The 18,517-nt window shown below is 40.4% G+C and carries 20 protein-coding genes; 14 read left to right on the forward strand and 6 right to left on the reverse strand.

From position 1 onward, the window contains the following. Window positions 1–352: 352 nt before the first annotated feature. The 3 genes from BK009_RS10665 to BK009_RS12710 are packed head-to-tail and all read right to left on the reverse strand — an operon-like array spanning window position 353 to window position 2,039. Window positions 353–1,360 carry a UPF0104 family protein gene (locus BK009_RS10665; protein WP_100907312.1) on the reverse strand — a complete coding sequence of 336 codons (1,008 nt, stop codon included), beginning with the start codon at window positions 1,358–1,360 and terminating at the stop codon, window positions 353–355. A 2-nt stretch (window positions 1,361–1,362) separates the two neighbouring features. Continuing rightward, the gene (locus tag BK009_RS12705; protein WP_236950980.1) at window positions 1,363–1,743 is read right to left on the reverse strand and encodes a glycosyltransferase family protein; all 381 of its coding nucleotides are present in this window, start codon (window positions 1,741–1,743) and stop codon (window positions 1,363–1,365) included. Then, entirely contained in the window at window positions 1,722–2,039 is a 318-nt protein-coding gene (locus BK009_RS12710; RefSeq protein ID WP_236950981.1) for a glycosyltransferase family 2 protein, read from the reverse strand. The genes BK009_RS12705 and BK009_RS12710 overlap by 22 nt, the downstream gene beginning before the upstream one ends. Before the next feature lie 249 nt (window positions 2,040–2,288). Between BK009_RS12710 and BK009_RS10675 the strand changes: the two genes are divergently transcribed. Both BK009_RS10675 and glmM read left to right on the forward strand, forming a co-directional pair. Further along, window positions 2,289–3,752: a glycosyltransferase family 39 protein gene (locus BK009_RS10675; protein ID WP_100907314.1), complete on the forward strand. Its 1,464-nt coding sequence runs from the start codon at window positions 2,289–2,291 to the stop codon at window positions 3,750–3,752. A gap of 192 nt (window positions 3,753–3,944) precedes the next feature. Beyond that, entirely contained in the window at window positions 3,945–5,294 is a 1,350-nt protein-coding gene (gene glmM, locus BK009_RS10680) for a phosphoglucosamine mutase (protein WP_100905042.1), read from the forward strand. Between the two features lie 183 nt (window positions 5,295–5,477). Here the strand turns inward: glmM and BK009_RS10685 are convergent, their stop codons facing one another. Then, window positions 5,478–5,744 (reverse strand): hypothetical protein, encoded by a 267-nt coding sequence (locus tag BK009_RS10685; protein WP_205835918.1) that lies wholly within the window; start codon window positions 5,742–5,744, stop codon window positions 5,478–5,480. Between the two features lie 243 nt (window positions 5,745–5,987). Here BK009_RS10685 and afpA point away from each other — a divergent pair, with 243 nt between their 5' ends. After that, the gene (gene afpA, locus BK009_RS10690) at window positions 5,988–6,554 is read left to right on the forward strand and encodes an archaeoflavoprotein AfpA (protein WP_100906682.1); all 567 of its coding nucleotides are present in this window, start codon (window positions 5,988–5,990) and stop codon (window positions 6,552–6,554) included. Window positions 6,555–6,678: 124 nt separating this feature from the next. On the opposite strand, the gene BK009_RS10695 is transcribed toward afpA, so the two are convergent. Then, a complete protein-coding gene (locus tag BK009_RS10695; protein ID WP_100905041.1) occupies window positions 6,679–7,002 on the reverse strand; it encodes a hypothetical protein in 324 nt (107 codons plus the stop codon). A 320-nt stretch (window positions 7,003–7,322) separates the two neighbouring features. After that, complete coding sequence (locus BK009_RS10700; protein ID WP_100905040.1) at window positions 7,323–7,811, reverse strand: adenosine-specific kinase; 489 nt, start codon at window positions 7,809–7,811, stop codon at window positions 7,323–7,325. Window positions 7,812–8,174: 363 nt separating this feature from the next. Here BK009_RS10700 and BK009_RS10705 point away from each other — a divergent pair, with 363 nt between their 5' ends. The 11 genes from BK009_RS10705 to BK009_RS10750 all read left to right on the forward strand — a co-directional run bounded on the left by BK009_RS10705 (window position 8,175) and on the right by BK009_RS10750 (window position 18,434). Next, window positions 8,175–8,729, forward strand: coding sequence for a helix-turn-helix domain-containing protein (locus BK009_RS10705; RefSeq protein ID WP_100909562.1), 555 nt, complete (start codon window positions 8,175–8,177; stop codon window positions 8,727–8,729). 115 nt (window positions 8,730–8,844) lie between these two features. After that, a complete protein-coding gene (locus tag BK009_RS10710; RefSeq protein ID WP_100909563.1) occupies window positions 8,845–10,512 on the forward strand; it encodes an AMP-binding protein in 1,668 nt (555 codons plus the stop codon). Window positions 10,513–10,686: 174 nt separating this feature from the next. Then, on the forward strand, window positions 10,687–10,977 hold the full coding sequence (locus tag BK009_RS10715) for a 4Fe-4S dicluster domain-containing protein (RefSeq protein WP_100909564.1): 291 nt from the start codon (window positions 10,687–10,689) through the stop codon (window positions 10,975–10,977). Continuing rightward, the gene (locus tag BK009_RS10720) at window positions 10,974–12,032 is read left to right on the forward strand and encodes a 3-methyl-2-oxobutanoate dehydrogenase subunit VorB (RefSeq protein ID WP_100909565.1); all 1,059 of its coding nucleotides are present in this window, start codon (window positions 10,974–10,976) and stop codon (window positions 12,030–12,032) included. The genes BK009_RS10715 and BK009_RS10720 overlap by 4 nt, the downstream gene beginning before the upstream one ends. After that, the gene (locus BK009_RS10725) at window positions 12,032–13,540 is read left to right on the forward strand and encodes a 2-oxoacid:acceptor oxidoreductase family protein (RefSeq protein ID WP_394340089.1); all 1,509 of its coding nucleotides are present in this window, start codon (window positions 12,032–12,034) and stop codon (window positions 13,538–13,540) included. Before BK009_RS10720 ends, BK009_RS10725 begins: the two co-directional genes overlap by 1 nt. Window positions 13,541–13,940: 400 nt before the next feature. Further along, window positions 13,941–14,546 carry a GNAT family N-acetyltransferase gene (locus tag BK009_RS10730; RefSeq protein WP_100907317.1) on the forward strand — a complete coding sequence of 202 codons (606 nt, stop codon included), beginning with the start codon at window positions 13,941–13,943 and terminating at the stop codon, window positions 14,544–14,546. A gap of 123 nt (window positions 14,547–14,669) precedes the next feature. After that, complete coding sequence (locus BK009_RS10735) at window positions 14,670–14,867, forward strand: hypothetical protein (RefSeq protein ID WP_100907318.1); 198 nt, start codon at window positions 14,670–14,672, stop codon at window positions 14,865–14,867. Between the two features lie 534 nt (window positions 14,868–15,401). Next, the gene (locus BK009_RS12840) at window positions 15,402–15,551 is read left to right on the forward strand and encodes a DUF2085 domain-containing protein (RefSeq protein ID WP_335645275.1); all 150 of its coding nucleotides are present in this window, start codon (window positions 15,402–15,404) and stop codon (window positions 15,549–15,551) included. After that, complete coding sequence (locus tag BK009_RS12845; RefSeq protein WP_335645296.1) at window positions 15,551–15,667, forward strand: DUF2085 domain-containing protein; 117 nt, start codon at window positions 15,551–15,553, stop codon at window positions 15,665–15,667. Before BK009_RS12840 ends, BK009_RS12845 begins: the two co-directional genes overlap by 1 nt. 92 nt (window positions 15,668–15,759) lie before the next feature. Beyond that, window positions 15,760–17,577: a 2-oxoacid:acceptor oxidoreductase subunit alpha gene (locus tag BK009_RS10745; RefSeq protein WP_100909566.1), complete on the forward strand. Its 1,818-nt coding sequence runs from the start codon at window positions 15,760–15,762 to the stop codon at window positions 17,575–17,577. Continuing rightward, the gene (locus BK009_RS10750) at window positions 17,574–18,434 is read left to right on the forward strand and encodes a thiamine pyrophosphate-dependent enzyme (RefSeq protein WP_100909567.1); all 861 of its coding nucleotides are present in this window, start codon (window positions 17,574–17,576) and stop codon (window positions 18,432–18,434) included. Before BK009_RS10745 ends, BK009_RS10750 begins: the two co-directional genes overlap by 4 nt. The last annotated feature ends 83 nt before the right edge of the window (window positions 18,435–18,517 follow it).

Raw genomic sequence — 18,517 nt, forward strand, 5'->3', positions numbered from 1 at the left:
AAATCAAAATATATAATATTGTTCATGTGAGTCATTATTATATATTTGGTATGTTTAAGGTAGAATTTTTAAGGATTAAATAAATTTTTGAAGATATTTTCCAAAAAAAATCAAGTTTTTATTCTCGAATAGAATTAGTAATGTGGATACCTTTGTCAGCAGTGTAGTGTACAATGAGACCTATCATGTATTAATAGTGTACTATCTTGCAGAATAACCATATTACTAATTCAAAAATCGTATGTCAAAATCGTGAAAAAGGAATCGTTAACAATTACACCCAATCTGAAAATAGTGAGTGTATTGACTATTACATCAATCCTAACGGTTATATCATCCTTGAATGTTTCGGTCAATCTTTTTTGGAAGACTTCAAACCAAGGGTGTATTCTTTAATCTCTTCCAGGATATCCTGGGCATAATATGAGCAAAATATTATTCCCAGGGCAGTTACCACCCAGAATGATGCTAAACGGTCTACCAGAGCTATGCTTCCACCCAATGCACTGGAAATTCCGAAAAGCACGAATAATCCAGTGAGTGATAGTTCGATGGAACCAATACCTCCTGGAAGGGCGGATACTATTCCAATGATGTTGGCTAGGAGGAAGATGATGATGATGGCCACGAAGTTGATTTCAACGTTGAAAGCAACAAAAACAACGTATAACCGCACACATTCCAGAAGCCAGGAAACAGCTGTAAATAAGAATACAACCAGCAGATTCTTGAAGCTGCTGAATGTTTTGGTGTATTCGATCATGCTGCGCAGTCCTTCAGTGAACTTTAGGTAGAAATTCTCCACCACCTCTTCAGAGATAGGTAAAAATCGTAGTATGGAATGAATACGATGATAAATCCATAAACTGGTATCTTCTCTCCAGTTGATTAGATAAATGACTACTAAAAGTCCTAAAGAAGCTAAAACTCCCATAATTGCTATTAATCTCACTTTTGGGAGTAAGAATGCGCATAATATTAATAAAACAGCCACGATAACTCCGTCAAAGAATCTTTCGGTTAATCCTGCAGATAAACCTTCTGAAAGTGTTATTCCATTGATTTTTTTACCGGCCACAGCGTTTAAAACTTCCCCTGCAGTACGCATGGGACTGAAATTTCCTGCAAAAAGTCCAATGGTTTTGACAATGAAATTCTTCTTAAATTCCCAAGGTTGATTAATGATATAACCCCAGCGTAATGAACGTATCCAAACTACAAATAGGTGTATGCCAACTGCCAGTAATATTAACCAGGGATTAGCAGTTTTTATCACATCCCACATTTTTTGGGGGCCGATCCAGATTATCAGGAGTGCCAGTAGCAGAATGCTCACCAGGAAAACATAGTATCTTTTCAAATTCAGATCCTCCGCAGTAATTTACGCACCAGTAGGCGCAGGGTGAACATCAAATAATGCAACACGTGTCTGGCACGAACATAGGATTTTTCATTACCATAAATACACTGTATGGGTCGTTCCCCAACCACCAAGTCGTTTTCAGATGCCTTACACAGGACTTCTGATTCATAAACATAGTCATTGTAGGATATTCCAGTAAAAAAGGGAGCTGCCTTCTTAGATATTACTCTAAAACCGCACTGGCTGTCGGTGATATGATAACCAGTCATGAATCTTATCAACCAGGTGGTTATTCCGTTGGAAAGCCGGCGCTGGAGGGGCATGTTCTGGGGGGTCATGTTCAGGAAGCGGGAACCGATCAACAGGTCAACACCATCCATTCCCCCAGTAAAAAGGGTATGCATTGGGGGTCATGTTGTCCATCTCCATCCAAAAGAACCATAAAATCATAATCATCTTCAATGGCACTTTTTAACCCGGTTTTAATGGCAGCACCCTTACCAATGTTTTTCCAATGTTTAATAACTGTGGCACCAACATTCTTTGCCAGGATTGCGGTTTTATCAGTGGACCCATCATCCACAACTAACACGTCTGAGTATTTTTTAACACCCTTAACCACGTTTAATATGGCCGTTTCTTCGTTGTAAGCGGGAATAATAGTTATGATTCTCATTTAAATCCTGAATCTTAATGATAGTTAACAAGATGTAACAAAGTAAGCAATAATATTTATTATAAATTAGATATTTTCATTTGATATATAAGTCATGGTGTTCCAATGAACTATTTCCCAGTCTTGCGAGAAAAGCCAGTTTTTACTGGCACTGATCCTGTTAAATATTTGAATCAATAACTTCCAATTAGAATATTCTTTAACTTTTAGGCTCTAATACATTTTTCATACAAGACATTAGGTGTGTAAATGGAATATGGAAAAATAACCGAAAATAGGTTTCTTTTGTTGATGATCCCTGCTATTCTGGCGTTTATTATTGCTTTAATCCCCACTTTAAAGTATCCATGGCCATTAAGCTGGGATATTCACTATCATGTGCACCTGGCCAAACTCTACCTGGAACAGGGAATCATATTTTGGGATCCATTGACATACGCACCATTCGGAAGACCAATATTTTACCCACCACTTTTCCACTATATTCTGGCAGCATCTGCCGCTGTTTTTAAAGTTGATCCTTTCCAGATATCCCGTTATCTCCAACCTATTTTTGCATTTTTCATGGTTTTATCATTCACTTTCGTGACCAGTAAATTATACAACTTGAGGGTGGCCTTACTGGCCGGATTTTTCCTATTTTTCTCAGTATTATTTCACCGTGCCATACTACCATTACCAGAAACCATGGCCTTAATATTATTCCCAATGGCAATATATCTTTATTACCTTGCGCTGAGGGGAAATAGGGCTAAATTTGCCATTTTAGGAGGCATTCTAAGTGGTTTAATGATGTTAACCCACAATTTAACTGGATTAATAATGCTGGGGGTGGTCCTGCTTTTCACACTGGCACTTAAACTCCGGAATGAAAGGGTTGATTACAAGGTATTGGGTTTTTTCATGGGATTCACTCTCATGGTAGCTGCCATTTGGTGGCTGCCCCTAATCATCCACTACGGGTTCATCTTCCACAATCCTCAGATGGTTATCCTAGGACCGGTGGGGTATTTGGGCATCTTGAATAAGACCATGGGGGTACCGGCCCTTATATTCGTATTTCTATGGGTAGTTTCCATGATAAATGATGAACTTAATAAGGATTATGTGGAAAAATGGCATAATAGATTATCCCGTGGAGATATTCTGATTATCATCTGGGCTTTATTCCCTTTAATCTTAAGTAATGCCTATTTACTGGGATTTTCCATACTTATAGATCGGATCTTGAATTTCGCAGTATTTCCAGTGATGATTATTGCTGCATTGGGGCTGGAATACATCTATTCAAATAAAAAACCAGCATATCAAAAGGCATATAAGGTAATAATTGCCCTTTTAATCATTTCATCTTTATTTTCCGCAGTATTTTGTGCATTATCATTAAAACCCATGGTAACTGACTCTCAAAGAGATTTAGCCCAATGGTTTGCAGATAATGGGGATGGTAAGGGGGTAGTAATGTCACTCACCGAAGGCCTTGATCCGGTTATTGTTTCCATATCCCGTCAACCAGTTTCCACAGGGGGTTATCAGCCTGGAATGGTCAAAGTTCTGGATCGAAACCTTTACTACAGTGGAAATTTCACCAAAGAAGATTGTATGAGGGATAACATAGAATACTTTGTGGTACAGTCGCCAATTGTCCATCATAGTTATTTCACCATGGTTTACCAGAACAAAGATTATAAAGTCTGGCAGGTAAATATCTAGTGAAGTGGATATTAACGTGACAAACCATGCCATTACTGGTGGAATTGAACACGGTTTTATTGAAAATATGGTTCAAATACTAGATCAGTAAAAAAATCAAGGGTCATTAGATCAGTAAAATCTAAATAATTCATAATTAACAGATTTATGAATGTTTTCAAGATTTATAATGAAATTTTAGGAAGTGCATTTATGAAAAAGTTATTCGGAACATTTGGGGTCAGAAGAATCGCTAATCAAGTCTTAACACCGGAATTTGCATCAAAATTGGCGGCAGCATACGGAACACTGGTCAAAGGATGGGTGGCTGTGGGAGGGGACCCTCGAACATCCACTCCTCTCATAAAACACGCCGTGATATCTGGATTATTATCATCAGGTTGTCAAGTGGTTGATCTGGGAATACTACCCACACCAGCAGTGCAATATGCCGTAAGAAATTATTACGATGGGGGGGTTATAATCACAGCATCCCACAACCCTCCGCAGTACAATGGAATTAAATTTGTGGACGAAGATGGAATTGGCATAGCTGAAGACATGGAACTCAAGATAGAGGACATGTACTTTAATGAAAACCCTGACCGGGTGGCTTGGGATGGGATTGGTGAGGTAATCACCAACCAGGGACTGGTTGATGAGTACATTGATGAAGTTATCCAACGCGTGGACCATGATGCCATCAAAAACGCTAAATTCAAGGTAATAGTGGATTGTGGTAGTGGAGCAGCCTGTTCCACCACTCCTTATATTCTCCGCAAACTGGGATGTGAAGTCACCACCTTAAACTGTCAGCCTGATGGCTTCTTCCCTGGAAGGAACCCTGAACCAACTGAAGATAACCTCCAGGAGCTCATTAAAACAGTGAAAGCCACTGGGGCGGATCTGGGAATTGCCCATGATGGGGATGCTGATCGTACCATCTGTATAGATGAAGCGGGGAACTTTGTAATGGGAGATAAAACTTTCGCCCTGGTAGAAAAACAGTTACTGATTGAAAATCAGGGAGGACTCATTGTAACCACCGTGGCCACCTCCACGGCTATCTATGACATTGCTGAGGAATACGGGGGAACAGTTAAGGCAACCAGAGTGGGTGACCTTCTAGTGGCCCGAGAACTCAAAGAAAGCGATGGATTATTTGGCGGGGAAGAAAACGGAGGTCTCATATTTCCGGACTTTGTTTTAGGAAGAGATGCCGCACTATCCACGGCTAAAATCGTGGAAATCATGGCCCTCACCAAAAAATCATTATCACAATTGGTGGCGGAACTTCCTGCCTACCAGTCAGTAAAGATGAAAGTGGAATGTCCGGATGAACGTAAACAGGAGATCATGGATAAAATAGCCGTAGACACTCAAGAATATGAGATCGACACCACTGATGGGGTTAAAATATTCCGGGAAGAAGGTTGGATCATAATCAGGCCATCAGGGACAGAACCTATCTTCCGTTGCTTCGCAGAAGCTAAAAACACTGATGATGCTACTAAAATGGCAGAATGGGGTATATCTCTGGTTAAAAAGCATTTGGGGGACTAATAATTATTCAATCAATTATTACTCTCCTTATTTTTCCCTAAAGTATTTTTAACATCATTCTCCTTATTTTTAAGGTGATTATCAAATTTTAAAACTATTTATACTGCTCTGTATAAGTTAATCTTTAAAAAAAGTTCTGGATATCAGGGTGTATCAAAAATAAGTTTGGATTATAAATTTGAATCATTTTTCCCTTCTTTTTTGTTCAGGGTCATCAAAGTAAAAACCATAAAATTCGGCACAGTATGCGCATAAAGGATATTTCTGGTAACGGTAGCGGGCCCCTTCTTCTTTATTCATGTCGAACTTTTTACCACAAGTGTAACAGGTTTCAATTTTTTCGTTATCTTGATTTTCAGTGGCTTTCTTTTTTTCTTCACTTAAGTGTGAATCAGAAATTTTAACCGGGGAATCTTTGATAATTTTGTTATCTGTAATGTTAAACACCACCTTAAATGATTATCCATTATATTTAGTCTATTATCCTTTTAATTATTGAAATTTCTGTAGTTTATTATTTTTTTATTTAATTTAAAGTCAAAGGATTGATTTAGATTTTTTCCAGGATTTATTCAAAATATTATGTGACATGTTCTTTTGATTTATTCAATGGTTTAACTTAAAGATTTACATTGAGAACTGGATCATAGGAATATCGAAAAATAAATTATGAACCCTAAATAGAATATGACCATGAACAAAAAAAGAAAAATCGCCTGGGGGATTACGGGAAGTGGTGAAAAACTGGTGGAAACCGTGGAGATCATGCAACAGATGAGGGATGAATACCATAAACAATTTGACATAAGGGTGTTTATTTCCAAGGCAGGAGACCAGGTCTTAAAATATTATAATCTTTCCAACACTTTGGAGACAAAGTTTGACAAAACCTGGACTGAGATCAACTCCAACGCTCCTTTCCTGGCCGGTCAGATACAACTAGGGAGGTATGCATTCCTCTTGGTGGCCCCGGCAACATCCAATACTGTGGCCAAGATCTCACTGCGCATAGCCGACACCCTGCTCACCAATGCCGCAATAATGGGACAAAAAACAAACACCCCACTTTACATTATGCCCACCGATTTCAGGGAGGGTATTGTTACTACCAAACTTCCCAATGGTAAAGATCTGGAGTTAACCATAACTCGTGAAGATGCAGAACACGTGGAAAGGCTTTCAATTATGGATAGCACCAATGTATTTGAAAATCCTGACGAGATATCAACTATATTCCAGAAACATGCTGAAATGCTTTGAGGGCATTGAAGCTGTGAGGGCATTGAATATTCAGTTCAACAAGTTAGGATATAGGTCTGAACATTCGGAGCATATTGTATTCTGGGTTTAGCTGAATATTCTCCAGTATAATCTCTTTAAATGTTTAAAGGTGTTCTCTTCGTAGTTGTAGTGTGGTACTGAACTTTTTAATGGGAATGCCTTCATCCTCCTCATCACTGAATGGTGAGATCCCCCTGAAATAGTACTCCACTGGCCCGGTACTATCAATGTCAATAGGTACAGTTTCCATATCCTCCAGTGCATCAAAAAAGTCATGTATTTCCATTAATTTATCTTCAGGACCTCTAAAAATAATAATTAAAGCTCCTTCTCTCCTATTTTGGAGTGATATGTATTTATCATCCACATCTATAGTTGTATCTTTCTTTTTACTCCCACTAACTCTGTGAAACACGATATTTGCCATTTTTTAACCCCATAACTTGTTTTATTCATTATTAAATTGTTGTTTATGGAATATAAAATTTGAGATAATTAATGGATTTCGAATTCATCTAGATTCGGGATTATTTTTATGGGATGGAAAATCATAGGTGAATAAAAATTAAGAATATTCCTTTGAATCAATATTGAAATTTATTAAAAACGAAATTATCTGTATTTCGCACGACAATGCCTGATTTGTGCTTGAATATCTGAAATTTATCGGGAATATTCGAAATAAAATAAGGAAATAAAAGGATAGTTTATCAGTTAAAGATGGTAATGGTTTAACTGGATTCTTATTTATAGTTTGTAACCTATATCCCTGAGAAATTTCTTCCTCCATGCCACATCATCTTCTGTTTCAATACCTTGGGGTTTAAAACCATCCACAACTCCTATAATTCCCCTTCCCTGTTCAGTTTCTACAATCAGAACCTGGACTGGATTGGCAGTGGCGCAGAAAAGATTAACCACCTCGGGTACATCCTTGATTCTTTGGGTGAGATTAATGGGGAATGCATTGCACAGGAAGATAAGGAAACTATGACCACAGCCCATCTCCAGCATTTTTTCCCCTGCCAATTTCTCCAGATCTTCATTGTTACCAGCAGTTCTCACCAGACAGTTTCCAGAAGCCTCTCCAAATGCAAGACCAAACTCTGCATGAGGCACAGTATTTACAATTGCTTCGTAAAGGTCTTCAACCGTCTTGATGAAATGGCTCTGCCCTAAAATAAGGTTACAATCTGCTGGTGCTTCTAATTTAACAATTTTAATATCAATATCCATATTTTAATCCCCCCTCTTTTTCATCTAAGTCTCTTCCATTTCAATCTACTCAATTATCAGTTAATCACACATATTATTCGTTATATGATTATTTGACTCTTTATTCAATATTTAGTTTAAGCCCGTATCAGGGTTATTGGTAATTTATTTATAGTAGCAAAATTAAATTGTCATTAACAATCATTATAAAATGTGTGTAAAATTTATAATACAAAGTGGAACAAAGATCAAGAAAGGTCTTTCAAACTATCTTGATGGATCACAATTAGAATAAAAATCCTATTAGTTTTTATAAACCATTGGCAAACTAGCCAAGGGCTTGATTAAAAAGACTTAACTCTAATTATTGTGAGGTTTTTAGTTATGAAAGAGAAGATGAAGGAAATCGGGCTAAGAATTACAGAACTTCGAGAGCTCTCAGACATCAGTATTCAGGACATGGCAGATTACCTGAAAATCCCCTTGGAAACCTACCAGGAATATGAGGACGGTAAAAAAGACATCCCTGCCAGTATTCTCTTCGAAATCGCCCATAAAATGGAAGTAGACATGGGATTACTGTTAACTGGTGAAGAAACCAGGATGCACATTTTCAGTGTAACCAGAAAGGGAAAAGGAGTTGAAGTTGGTCGCAGAAAACAGTACCAGTACGAAAATCTGGCTGAAAAATTCATACACAAAAAAGCGGAACCATTCATCGTAACAGTGGAACCCAAAGGTGAAGGATACAAACCATCAACCAACACCCATCCTGGGCAGGAATTCAACTACATCCTGGAGGGGACCTTAAAGATTTACATCCACGATAATGGAATCATACTCCATGAAGGAGATTCCATCTTCTTCGACTCATCCTATGGACACGCCATGGAAGCCCTGGAGAATAAACCCGCCAAATTCCTGGCAATTGTAATGTGAAGTGGGACATAATTTAAATACCCTCATTATAAACTAATTTAAGGATGAAAAACCGATAATTAACGTATTAGAGCTTAAAATAGAGATTTATTGAAAATTTAACTGGTGATAAAGAATGTCATCTTTACTTGAAAAATTTGTTTCACAGGTTGATTTTGAGTCATATCAGGATTTCAAGGATAACTTCCGTATAAAAATACCTGAAAACTTCAACTTCGCCTATGATGTGGTGGATGAATATGCACGTCTGTACCCTGAAAAAGTGGCCATGGTCTGGTGCAATGATGACACTGACCGAACATTCACCTTCAAAGACATGAAGGAATACTCAGACCGGGCAGCCAATTTCTTCGCCCAGCAGGGCATAAAAAAGGGAGACCGGGTAATGCTCACCCTCAAGAGCCGATATGAATTCTGGTTCTGTATACTGGCCCTCCACAAATTGGGAGCCATAACCATCCCCGCCACCCATATGCTCAAAACCAAGGACATAGTGTACCGTATAGAAAATGCCGGTATCAAAATGGTGGTATGCATAGCTGAAGACGGCGTACCTGATTACTTTGATGAAGCCCACCAGAAAATAGGAAACAACCCCTTTATAAGAACAATGGTGGGTGATACAGGTAGGGAGGGATGGTTTAACTTCCGCAAAGAAATTGAAAAGGCATCCCCAGAATTCCAGCGCCCTCATGGGGAAGGAACACTAAACGAGGATACAGTGCTGATTTACTTTTCATCAGGAACCACAGGCATGCCCAAAATGATCATGCACGACCACACCTACTCTCTGGGACACATAATAACTGCCAGGTACTGGCAAAACGTGATGGATGATGGATTGCACTACACTGTGGCAGATACTGGTTGGGCCAAGGCCATGTGGGGTCAGATATATGGACAGTGGATTTCCGGGACCGCAATCTTCGTATATGATTATGAAAGATTTGACGCAGCAAAAATGCTGGAAAAGGCATCCCATCATGGAGTCACCACCTTCTGCGCACCACCTACCATATACCATTTCCTTATCAAGGAAGACCTCTCCCATTACGACTTTTCTACCCTAAAATACGCAGTAACTGCTGGAGAACCATTGAATCCTGAGGTTTACAATAAGTTCCATGAATTCACTGGTTTACGGTTAAGGGAAGGTTTCGGACAAACTGAATGTGTGGTTTGCATTGCCAACTTCCCCTGGGTAACACCCCGTCCGGGATCCATGGGAAAACCCGCCCCGGAATACGATATTCAGATCATGAATAGGGAAGGTCAAGAGAGCGATGTGGGTGAAGAAGGCGAAATAGTGATAAAAACCGCCGATGGCAAACCACCAGGATTATTCTGCGGATATTACAAGGAAGAAAATAAAACAGAAGCTGCCTGGCACGATGGATTTTACCACACCGGAGACACTGCCTGGAAGGATGAAGATGGCTACCTCTGGTTCGTGGGACGTAATGATGATATGATAAAAAGTTCAGGATACCGTATAGGTCCCTTCGAAGTGGAAAGCGCAGTAATATCCCACCCATCTGTTCTGGAATGCGCCATAACTGGAGTACCACATCCAGTAAGGGGACAGGTCATAAAAGCCACCATAGTACTGGCAGGTGACCATGAACCATCACCGGAACTGGCCAAAGAAATCCAAAACCATGTTAAACAGGTTACTGCCCCATATAAGTATCCTAGAGTAGTGGAATTTGTGGATGAACTGCCTAAAACCATCAGTGGGAAAATCCGCAGGGTAGAAATCCGGGAAAAGGATGAAAAACAATAAAAAAAAATTAGCTATGCTTAAAAGGTTATTTAAGCAGGTAATACTAAGGATTGCAGTAATCAAAACAATTTAATTAAGTTACAAACCTATTCCTGCTGTTAATTATCCTGAATTTAAATTATCACATGTGAAAAAATAATAATATTCAAAGATTTTTACAGGATGATATGAATCATGACAAGTCGCAAGAAAGAACCCTATCCAGTTTTCAATGAACTGGAATGTAAGGCATGTGAACGTTGCATATTAGCCTGCCGTCCAAGTGTCCTTAAGATGAGTGAAGACATCAATGAACGAGGTTACCATTACGCAGTTTATCAGGGAGAAGGATGCACTGGTTGCGGGGACTGTTACTACACCTGCCCCGAACCCCTAGCAGTTGAAGTTCACATACCCCAAAAAATTAGAAACAAAGACCAGAATAAACCAACCAACGATAAAGGGAATAAGGAGGATATTAAATGACTATCCAGCTAATCAAGGGCAATACTGCAGTTATCATCGGAGCAATGTATGCCGGCTGTGACTGTTTCTTTGGGTACCCAATCACACCCGCCTCCGAAATCTTGCACGAAGCCTCACTCTACTTCCCCAAAGTAGGTCGAAAATTTGTACAAGCCGAATCAGAAGAAGCAGCCATAAACATGGTTTATGGTGCAGCGGCCGCTGGGCACCGGGTTATAACTGCCTCATCTGGCCCGGGTATCAGCCTCAAACAGGAAGGAATATCCTTCATGGCCGGGGCAGAACTCCCCTGCGTTATAGTGGACATAATGAGGGCCGGACCCGGGCTGGGGAACATCGGACCAGAACAGGCCGATTACACCCAGCTGGTTAAAGGAGGAGGTCATGGAAACTACCGTAACATCGTCCTGGCGCCGAACTCTGTCCAGGAAATGTGTGACTTCACCATGAAAGCCTTCCAGTTAGCAGAAAAATACCGTAACCCCGCAGTGGTATTGGCAGACGGAGTACTGGGACAGATGGTGGAAAGACTCCAATTCCCATCCCAGGCCCTGGAACCAACCTACGATGAGTCATGGGCAGTCAGAGGCAACCGCGAAACTAGGGGAAACCTGGTAACCAGTATATTCCTGGACTTCGACCAGCTGGAAGACTTCAACTACCGTTTACAGGAAAAATACCAGATTATCCGGGAAAACGAGGTGGACTATGAGGAATACATGATGGATGATGCGGAGATCATCCTGGTGGCCTACGGAATAAGCAGCCGTGTGGCACGCTCCGTAGTGGACCTGGTAAGAATGGAAGGTATAAAAGCCGGATTATTCCGTCCTAAAACATTATTCCCATTCCCTGAAGAAAGATTAAGGGAAATAGCCACTAACCGGGATTGTAAATTTCTATCAGTGGAAATGAGTAATGGTCAGATGAAAGAAGACATCACCCTGGCAATTGCCTGCCAGTATCCAGTGGAACTGGTGAACCGAATGGGTGGAAACCTCATAGACCAGAAAAGCATCATAGACAAGATCCATGAAATGGCAGGTGAGAGGTGATGACCATGAATAAAGTCACTGGAAAAGGTTCCGAAAATGGGGGTGATGGGGATGGGAATCTAGAGAATGAAACCATCCTCACTGAGAAGATCATCAAAAAACCAGACTCCATGCTGGATGAATATCTCCGTAAAGGAGGAAGCGCACCCACCGCCACTCATTACTGCCCGGGATGTGGTCATGGGATACTCCACAAACTCATAGGGGAAGCAATTGACGAACTGAAAATACAGGACCGCACGGTCATGACCAGTCCAGTGGGATGCGCAGTTTTCGCCTACTACTACTTTGACTGCGGACATGTACAGGTAGCACACGGACGTGCACCAGCAGTGGGAACCGGCATATCTCGTGCAGAAGAAGATGCAGTGGTAATATTATACCAGGGAGACGGAGATCTAGCATCCATTGGATTAAATGAAACCATCCAGGCCGCCAACCGTGGGGAGAAAATGGCAGTATTTTTTGTAAACAACACAGTCTACGGCATGACCGGGGGACAGATGGCACCCACCACCCTGGTAGGTGAAGTCACTGTCACCTGCCCCACTGGACGGGACCCCCGTTACATGGGTTACCCCATGCACATGGCAGAGTTACTGGATAATCTGGAGGCACCAGTCTTCATTGAACGAGTCTCTGTTTCTGACCCTCGAAACATCCGCAGAGCTAAAAGGGCAGTGAAAAAAGCCCTTGAAGTTCAAAGGGATGGTAAAGGATATGCATTTGTGGAGGTTCTCTCCCCCTGTCCCACCAACCTCAGAATGGATGCCCAGGCAACCGAGGATTTCGTAAACAACGAAATGACCAAAGAATTCCCCCTCAAAAACTTCCGTGATCTAAGAAGAGAAACAGAAACCCTTTGCCGGGCAAAGAGTGATTTTTCACAGGGCTCACTGGAGGAGATCTTCGAAGTCCAGGATGACACTTCCTGGGCAGCCAGAGATGACCCATCCTTCCCACGAAAGGTGGTCCGGATTGCAGGATTCGGAGGTCAGGGAGTTTTAAGCATGGGACTTACCCTGGCTCAGGCAGCCTGTAATGATCAGCGACACGTATCCTGGTATCCTTCCTACGGCCCAGAACAGCGTGGTGGAACATCTGACTGTACCGTGGTCATATCAGGCGAAACCATCGGATCTCCTGTACTGCAAAGTTCGGATGGTTTGGTGGCCCTGAACCGACCTTCACTGGAAAAATTCGCATCCAGAGTAAAGGAAGGTGGTCTCATTATCTACGAAAACAGTATTGGCGAGTTCGAATCCCCTGAGGGTATCAGAACCCTCCCCGTACCGGCCCGTAAGATAGCCAAGGAACATGGTGTTAAAAGAGCAGCTAACACTGCTATGCTGGGAGTAATAATGGAATTGGGATTAACAGGCCTCCCTAAACATGTTTTTACTGAAGCAGTAGAGCATACCTTCCGCAGGAAACCTAAACTGGTACCAGCCAATCTTGAGATACTGGAAGCCGGTGAACAATGGGCACGGGAGAACCTAAAAAAATGAGAAACATATTGGGGGGGTAACATAGTAATGGCTCAGGATGCACAACAACCCCAAAAGAAGTTGTTGTCACAGAACTGGATGTTGGAGGTTCGGGTATAACAACGAAATATGTTAGTGTGCCTTCTGATGCTAAGATTAGGGTTGAAATATCCAATGTTACAACACAGGATAATCCATATCTTAAACCAACCCAATGATAGCTTAATATGGACTGACTATAGAAGGACAGGATAACCAACCTGCAAGCAACTATGGAGATGATATTGTTCAAAGTCCTTTAGTAACTTAACAAATGGATCTTCTGGCAATATACATTAAAAATCCATTGCAATTGTTACTAACGCTCTAAAAGCACATATAAAGATTATTGCAATTAAATAATGAATGTTGGGATTGTTATATGGTTAAATGCAGTAATTGTGGAGCTGAACTGAGAGAATACTACGAATACTGTTTAAAATGTAATGCATATAATTCCCTCAGTGAAAGCGAAGTTGTTAAATTTTGTATACAGTGCGGGATGGAGAATCTTGAAATCAGGCCATTTACTGCAGAAGATGTGGATTTTATAATTTATGGTCAACTAGAATTATATGAAAAGGAGTACGGTTTTACCTCCGATATATGGAAAGGTTATATTAAGGATGGAGTACATGAGCTTGTAAATAAATTTGATAACGAAAAAGATTGTATATATATTCTTGAACATCATGGAGTTCCATCAGGATGTTCTGCTATTAAACACGTTGATGAAATGACAGCACAATTCAGATTCCTTTTCTTGGATTCTAAAATAAGAGGATTAGGTCTAGGGCGTAAACTTCTCGACATGTCCATTGATTTTTGTAAAGAAAATGAATATAAACGTGTGTTTTTATGGACTTTTAGCACCCTACAAGCTGCAAGATATTTGTATAAAAACAAAGGGTTTACGATAACAGAAACTAAAGAAAATAATGAGTGGGGAACACCAATTTTAGAGGAATTAGGGGAGATCGATTTATAGGCTATCTCTCACCACCAATCATACTGCTTTTCCCTTTAATTATTCCTGAAAGTTTCAATGTTGTTGCACAGGCGACAAGCAGTGAATATTTTGTATTGATGAAAAAATAAAGATGGGGATGGAATGACTAAAGATAGATGGAAACCACAGGTAGGAAATCTCGAAAGGAAGATGGATAGGTTAATTTATTTGTTACATATAGCAAACCAGCCCAATACTCCTAAGGAAATTAGAAAAGTTATAGATGAGGTAGTGGAAGATTATTTGATAGAATATAACACAACCCTGGATAAAATACGAGAGAACCTGGAAAAATTCTAGATTTACGGGAATTTAAGGTTGAAAAAGTATTGGATATTTTTTTTGCAATTGTTATAATTCTCGTTATTTTTAATTCTCCGCTTAGTAATTTTTATTCTACAGGGATTTCTTCAAGTTTGGGTGAAAATCTAATACAAACCACACTTTAAACAACTCACACCACCAGAACACAACTATAATCCCCAACCTTATTTAATCCAAGGCTGTTAACTTAAACAACACCCTGCCAGAACAACACCCAATAAGTCTTCAGATTACATCAACCCATTAAATAAGCCATGAATGGGATATTAACCATATCATAGAACATCAGATAAGAAAAATGGATTTTTTCCCTAATGTTCACAAGTTATTTTAGAAAATTTAAATACATGTGAATAAAATAATATTATATTATTCATAACTAGTAATATTGATTATATAAAACAGTACAGGGGTAATTTGGTGGGGCATTATGGATGAATTTATTCAATAAAGAATGAATCATCAGCTATATCAACTTTAAGATTTTTTTCTCAGTTCACACGCCATCGCATACCGGAAAGGACATTTAAAATCAGAGGACATTATTTCCCTGTTTGTTCTAGATGTACGGGAGTATATATGGGTGCATTTTCCTATTTTATGTATGTATATCTTTTTTACGTTGATTACACGCTATTATTAATTTTTCTAGATTTTTAATGATTATTCCGGCTATTATTGATGGATTAACTCAGTTAATGGGTTTGAGAGAAAGTAATAATTTTTTAAGGTTATTCTGGGATTATGAGTGGTTTAGGTGCAGCAATTTTAAGTAAATTGTGGAACATATTTTTAACCATAAAAAAAATTTAACCTAAAATTTTGTGGAATAATATTTGGGGATAATTTATCTGAGGGGTGAACTATAATGCCTGTTTTTCAAATAAAAGAAGATATTTCTGTGGTTCTCTGTGGTGAAGCAGGGCAGGGAATCCAGACAGTAGAGACAATACTGGCCCAAGCAGTAAAGCAGAGCGGATACAACATTTTCTCAACTAAAGAATACATGTCACGAGTTAGGGGAGGTCAAAACTCCACAGAAATAAGAGTTTCATCCCACAGGGTTGCTTCCTACGTAGACCGAATAGACCTGTTACTGGCCCTGAGTTCAGGAGCAATAAATCACCTTAGAAATAGAATTTCCTCTGACACTCTGATTATGGGAGACACCGAACATATTAACTCAGTCAAAAATGATAAAACTGGGGGTAATATTCCCGATTCTAATTTTATTGAAATTCCACTTATGGAAACTGCTCAGGAAATAGGAGGACCAATATTTGCCAATGTAATAGCTGCCGGGGCACTTTCCTGCCTCCTGAATATTCCAAAGGAAATCTTCGACGGTCTGATCAGTGACATGTTCACCAGAAAAGGTTCCGAAATACTTGAAAAGGATTTAAAAGCAGGAGAAGCAGGATATAAAATTGGTATAAGGCTGATGGAATCTGAAGGAAACCAGATCCAGCTTTCCCTACAGGGCCAATCATCGGTAAGGGATGAACTTCTGATAAACGGCACCGATGCAGTGGGCCTGGGATGTTTAGCTAGTGAATGTCGATTTATTTCATCCTATCCAATGACTCCTTCCACCCCCCTCCAGAACTTCCTGGCCAGTAATGCCCATGAATTTGAATTGATATACGAACAGGCAGAGGATGAAATAGCAGCCATCAACATGGCACTGGGAGCATCCTACGCCGGTGCCCGTAGCATAGTAGCCACATCAGGAAGCGGATTTGCCCTGATGGAGGAAGGGGTGGGCTTAGCCGGGATGATAGAAACACCCATAGTTATTTATATCGGTCAAAGACCAGGGCCGGCAGTGGGACTGCCCACCCGCACCAGTCAGGAAGATCTGAACCTGGCACTCTACTCAGGACCCGGTGAATTTCCACGGATCATATTCTCCCCAGGGAACTTGGAAGATGCTTTCACCCTCACTCATAAAGCATTTGATCTGGCTGAAAAATACCAGATCCCGGTTTTTATTCTTTCTGATCAGTATTTCGCTGATTGTTACTACAACATTCCCTCCCTACCCCTGGAAGATGTGGAAAATGAGAATTATCTGGTTAAAACCACTCCTGAATATAAAAGATACCTGATCACCCATGACGGCATCACCCCCAGGGGAATACCCGGTTATGGGGATGGACTGGTAATTGTGGATTCTGATGAACATGATGAAGAAGGCCATATCACCGAGGACCTGGAAATAAGGACTCATATGGTGAATAAAAGACTGATTAAGATGGAACAGATAAGGAAAGAGGTGGTAGCTCCTGAACTGGGCGGATCTGAAGATTACCAGAGCTTGGTTATTGGGTGGGGTTCCACTTACTGGCCTATCAGGGAGGGTGTGGAGAGTTTCAATAAGAAATATCCTGACCAAAAATTAGGTTTCCTCCACTTCAAACAAGTCTACCCACTACACCAATCAGTGGCGGAATATCTTGAAAAAGCCGAAGATGTCATCATTTTAGAGAACAATGCCCAGGGACAACTGGCCAACATCATAAAACTTGAAACAGGATTCGAAATACAGGAAAAATTACTGAAATACAATGGAATGCCCTTTTCAGTAGAGGAAGTGGAAGAAAGAATCATAAAATTCATGGGAATAGCTAATGAGGGTACTGGTGGATATGATGAAACTATGGATGCAGGGGAGGTGTTAAAATGAAACCAAAGGACTTTGACATACCTGGGGCAGATGTGGCATGGTGTCCGGGATGTGGAAATCTGTCCATACTGCGCAGCCTTAAAACTGCCCTAGCTGAACTGGAAATACAACCTGAAGACCTGGTATTTGTCTCAGGCATTGGTCAGGCCGGCAAACTCCCTCATTACATAAGGGGTAATGTATTTAATGGACTCCATGGTAGGTCTTTATCTCCCGCAACCGGTATAAAAGCAGCTAACCCTGAATTAACGGTCATTGATGTCAGTGGGGATGGTTGTATGTATGGGGAGGGGGGAAATCATTTCATGCACACCATCAGACGGAACCCGGACATCACCAATCTGGTGCACAACAACATGGTCTACGGCCTAACCAAGGGACAAGCATCACCCACTAGCCAGAGGGAATTCAACACACCCTTACAAGTGGATGGGGTATTCCTGGAACCATTCAACCCATTGGCCGTAGCAATAGCACTGGATGCATCATTCGTGGCCAGAGCATTCAGTGGGGATCGTAAACAAACCATTGAAATTTTCAAAGCTGCCATAAAACATAAAGGATATGCATTGGTGGACATATTCCAGCCCTGTGTAACTTTCAACAAGGTGAACACCCGGAACTGGTTCCGGGAACACACCTACTACTTGAAAGATGATCATGACCCTGAAAATAGGAACCTGGCATTCCAACGAGCCACTGAAACCGGTGAGTACCCTCTGGGAATATTTTACCAAAACCCAACTAAGAGTACCTTTGAAGAAAACCTGAGTGTATATGGAGAGGTTAAAAAACCCCTTTACCAGCGGAAATTTGACAAAGAAAAACTCCGGGCATTGGTGGAAACTAAAAGATAGTTATGCCATGGTAAATTTACTAATTACTAAACTACATCTTGCAATATTAATCAAAATTAATCAACAAATAATAAATTAGAGAA

The organism is Methanobacterium subterraneum (assembly GCF_002813695.1).
In the GTDB taxonomy this organism is placed as follows: Archaea; Methanobacteriota; Methanobacteria; order Methanobacteriales; family Methanobacteriaceae; genus Methanobacterium; species Methanobacterium subterraneum.

Coding starts and splice junctions, on each gene's coding strand:
- BK009_RS12705 (WP_236950980.1), bottom strand. CDS start 1,743: ATGGATGGTGTTGACCTGTTGATCGGTTCCCGCTTCCTGAACATGACC.
- BK009_RS12710 (WP_236950981.1), bottom strand. CDS start 2,039: ATGAGAATCATAACTATTATTCCCGCTTACAACGAAGAAACGGCCATA.
- BK009_RS10675 (WP_100907314.1), top strand. CDS start 2,289: ATGGAATATGGAAAAATAACCGAAAATAGGTTTCTTTTGTTGATGATC.
- glmM (WP_100905042.1), top strand. CDS start 3,945: ATGAAAAAGTTATTCGGAACATTTGGGGTCAGAAGAATCGCTAATCAA.
- afpA (WP_100906682.1), top strand. CDS start 5,988: ATGAACAAAAAAAGAAAAATCGCCTGGGGGATTACGGGAAGTGGTGAA.
- BK009_RS10695 (WP_100905041.1), bottom strand. CDS start 7,002: ATGGCAAATATCGTGTTTCACAGAGTTAGTGGGAGTAAAAAGAAAGAT.
- BK009_RS10700 (WP_100905040.1), bottom strand. CDS start 7,811: ATGGATATTGATATTAAAATTGTTAAATTAGAAGCACCAGCAGATTGT.
- BK009_RS10705 (WP_100909562.1), top strand. CDS start 8,175: ATGAAAGAGAAGATGAAGGAAATCGGGCTAAGAATTACAGAACTTCGA.
- BK009_RS10710 (WP_100909563.1), top strand. CDS start 8,845: ATGTCATCTTTACTTGAAAAATTTGTTTCACAGGTTGATTTTGAGTCA.
- BK009_RS10715 (WP_100909564.1), top strand. CDS start 10,687: ATGACAAGTCGCAAGAAAGAACCCTATCCAGTTTTCAATGAACTGGAA.
- BK009_RS10720 (WP_100909565.1), top strand. CDS start 10,974: ATGACTATCCAGCTAATCAAGGGCAATACTGCAGTTATCATCGGAGCA.
- BK009_RS10725 (WP_394340089.1), top strand. CDS start 12,032: ATGACCATGAATAAAGTCACTGGAAAAGGTTCCGAAAATGGGGGTGAT.
- BK009_RS10730 (WP_100907317.1), top strand. CDS start 13,941: ATGGTTAAATGCAGTAATTGTGGAGCTGAACTGAGAGAATACTACGAA.
- BK009_RS10735 (WP_100907318.1), top strand. CDS start 14,670: ATGACTAAAGATAGATGGAAACCACAGGTAGGAAATCTCGAAAGGAAG.
- BK009_RS12845 (WP_335645296.1), top strand. CDS start 15,551: ATGATTATTCCGGCTATTATTGATGGATTAACTCAGTTAATGGGTTTG.
- BK009_RS10745 (WP_100909566.1), top strand. CDS start 15,760: ATGCCTGTTTTTCAAATAAAAGAAGATATTTCTGTGGTTCTCTGTGGT.
- BK009_RS10750 (WP_100909567.1), top strand. CDS start 17,574: ATGAAACCAAAGGACTTTGACATACCTGGGGCAGATGTGGCATGGTGT.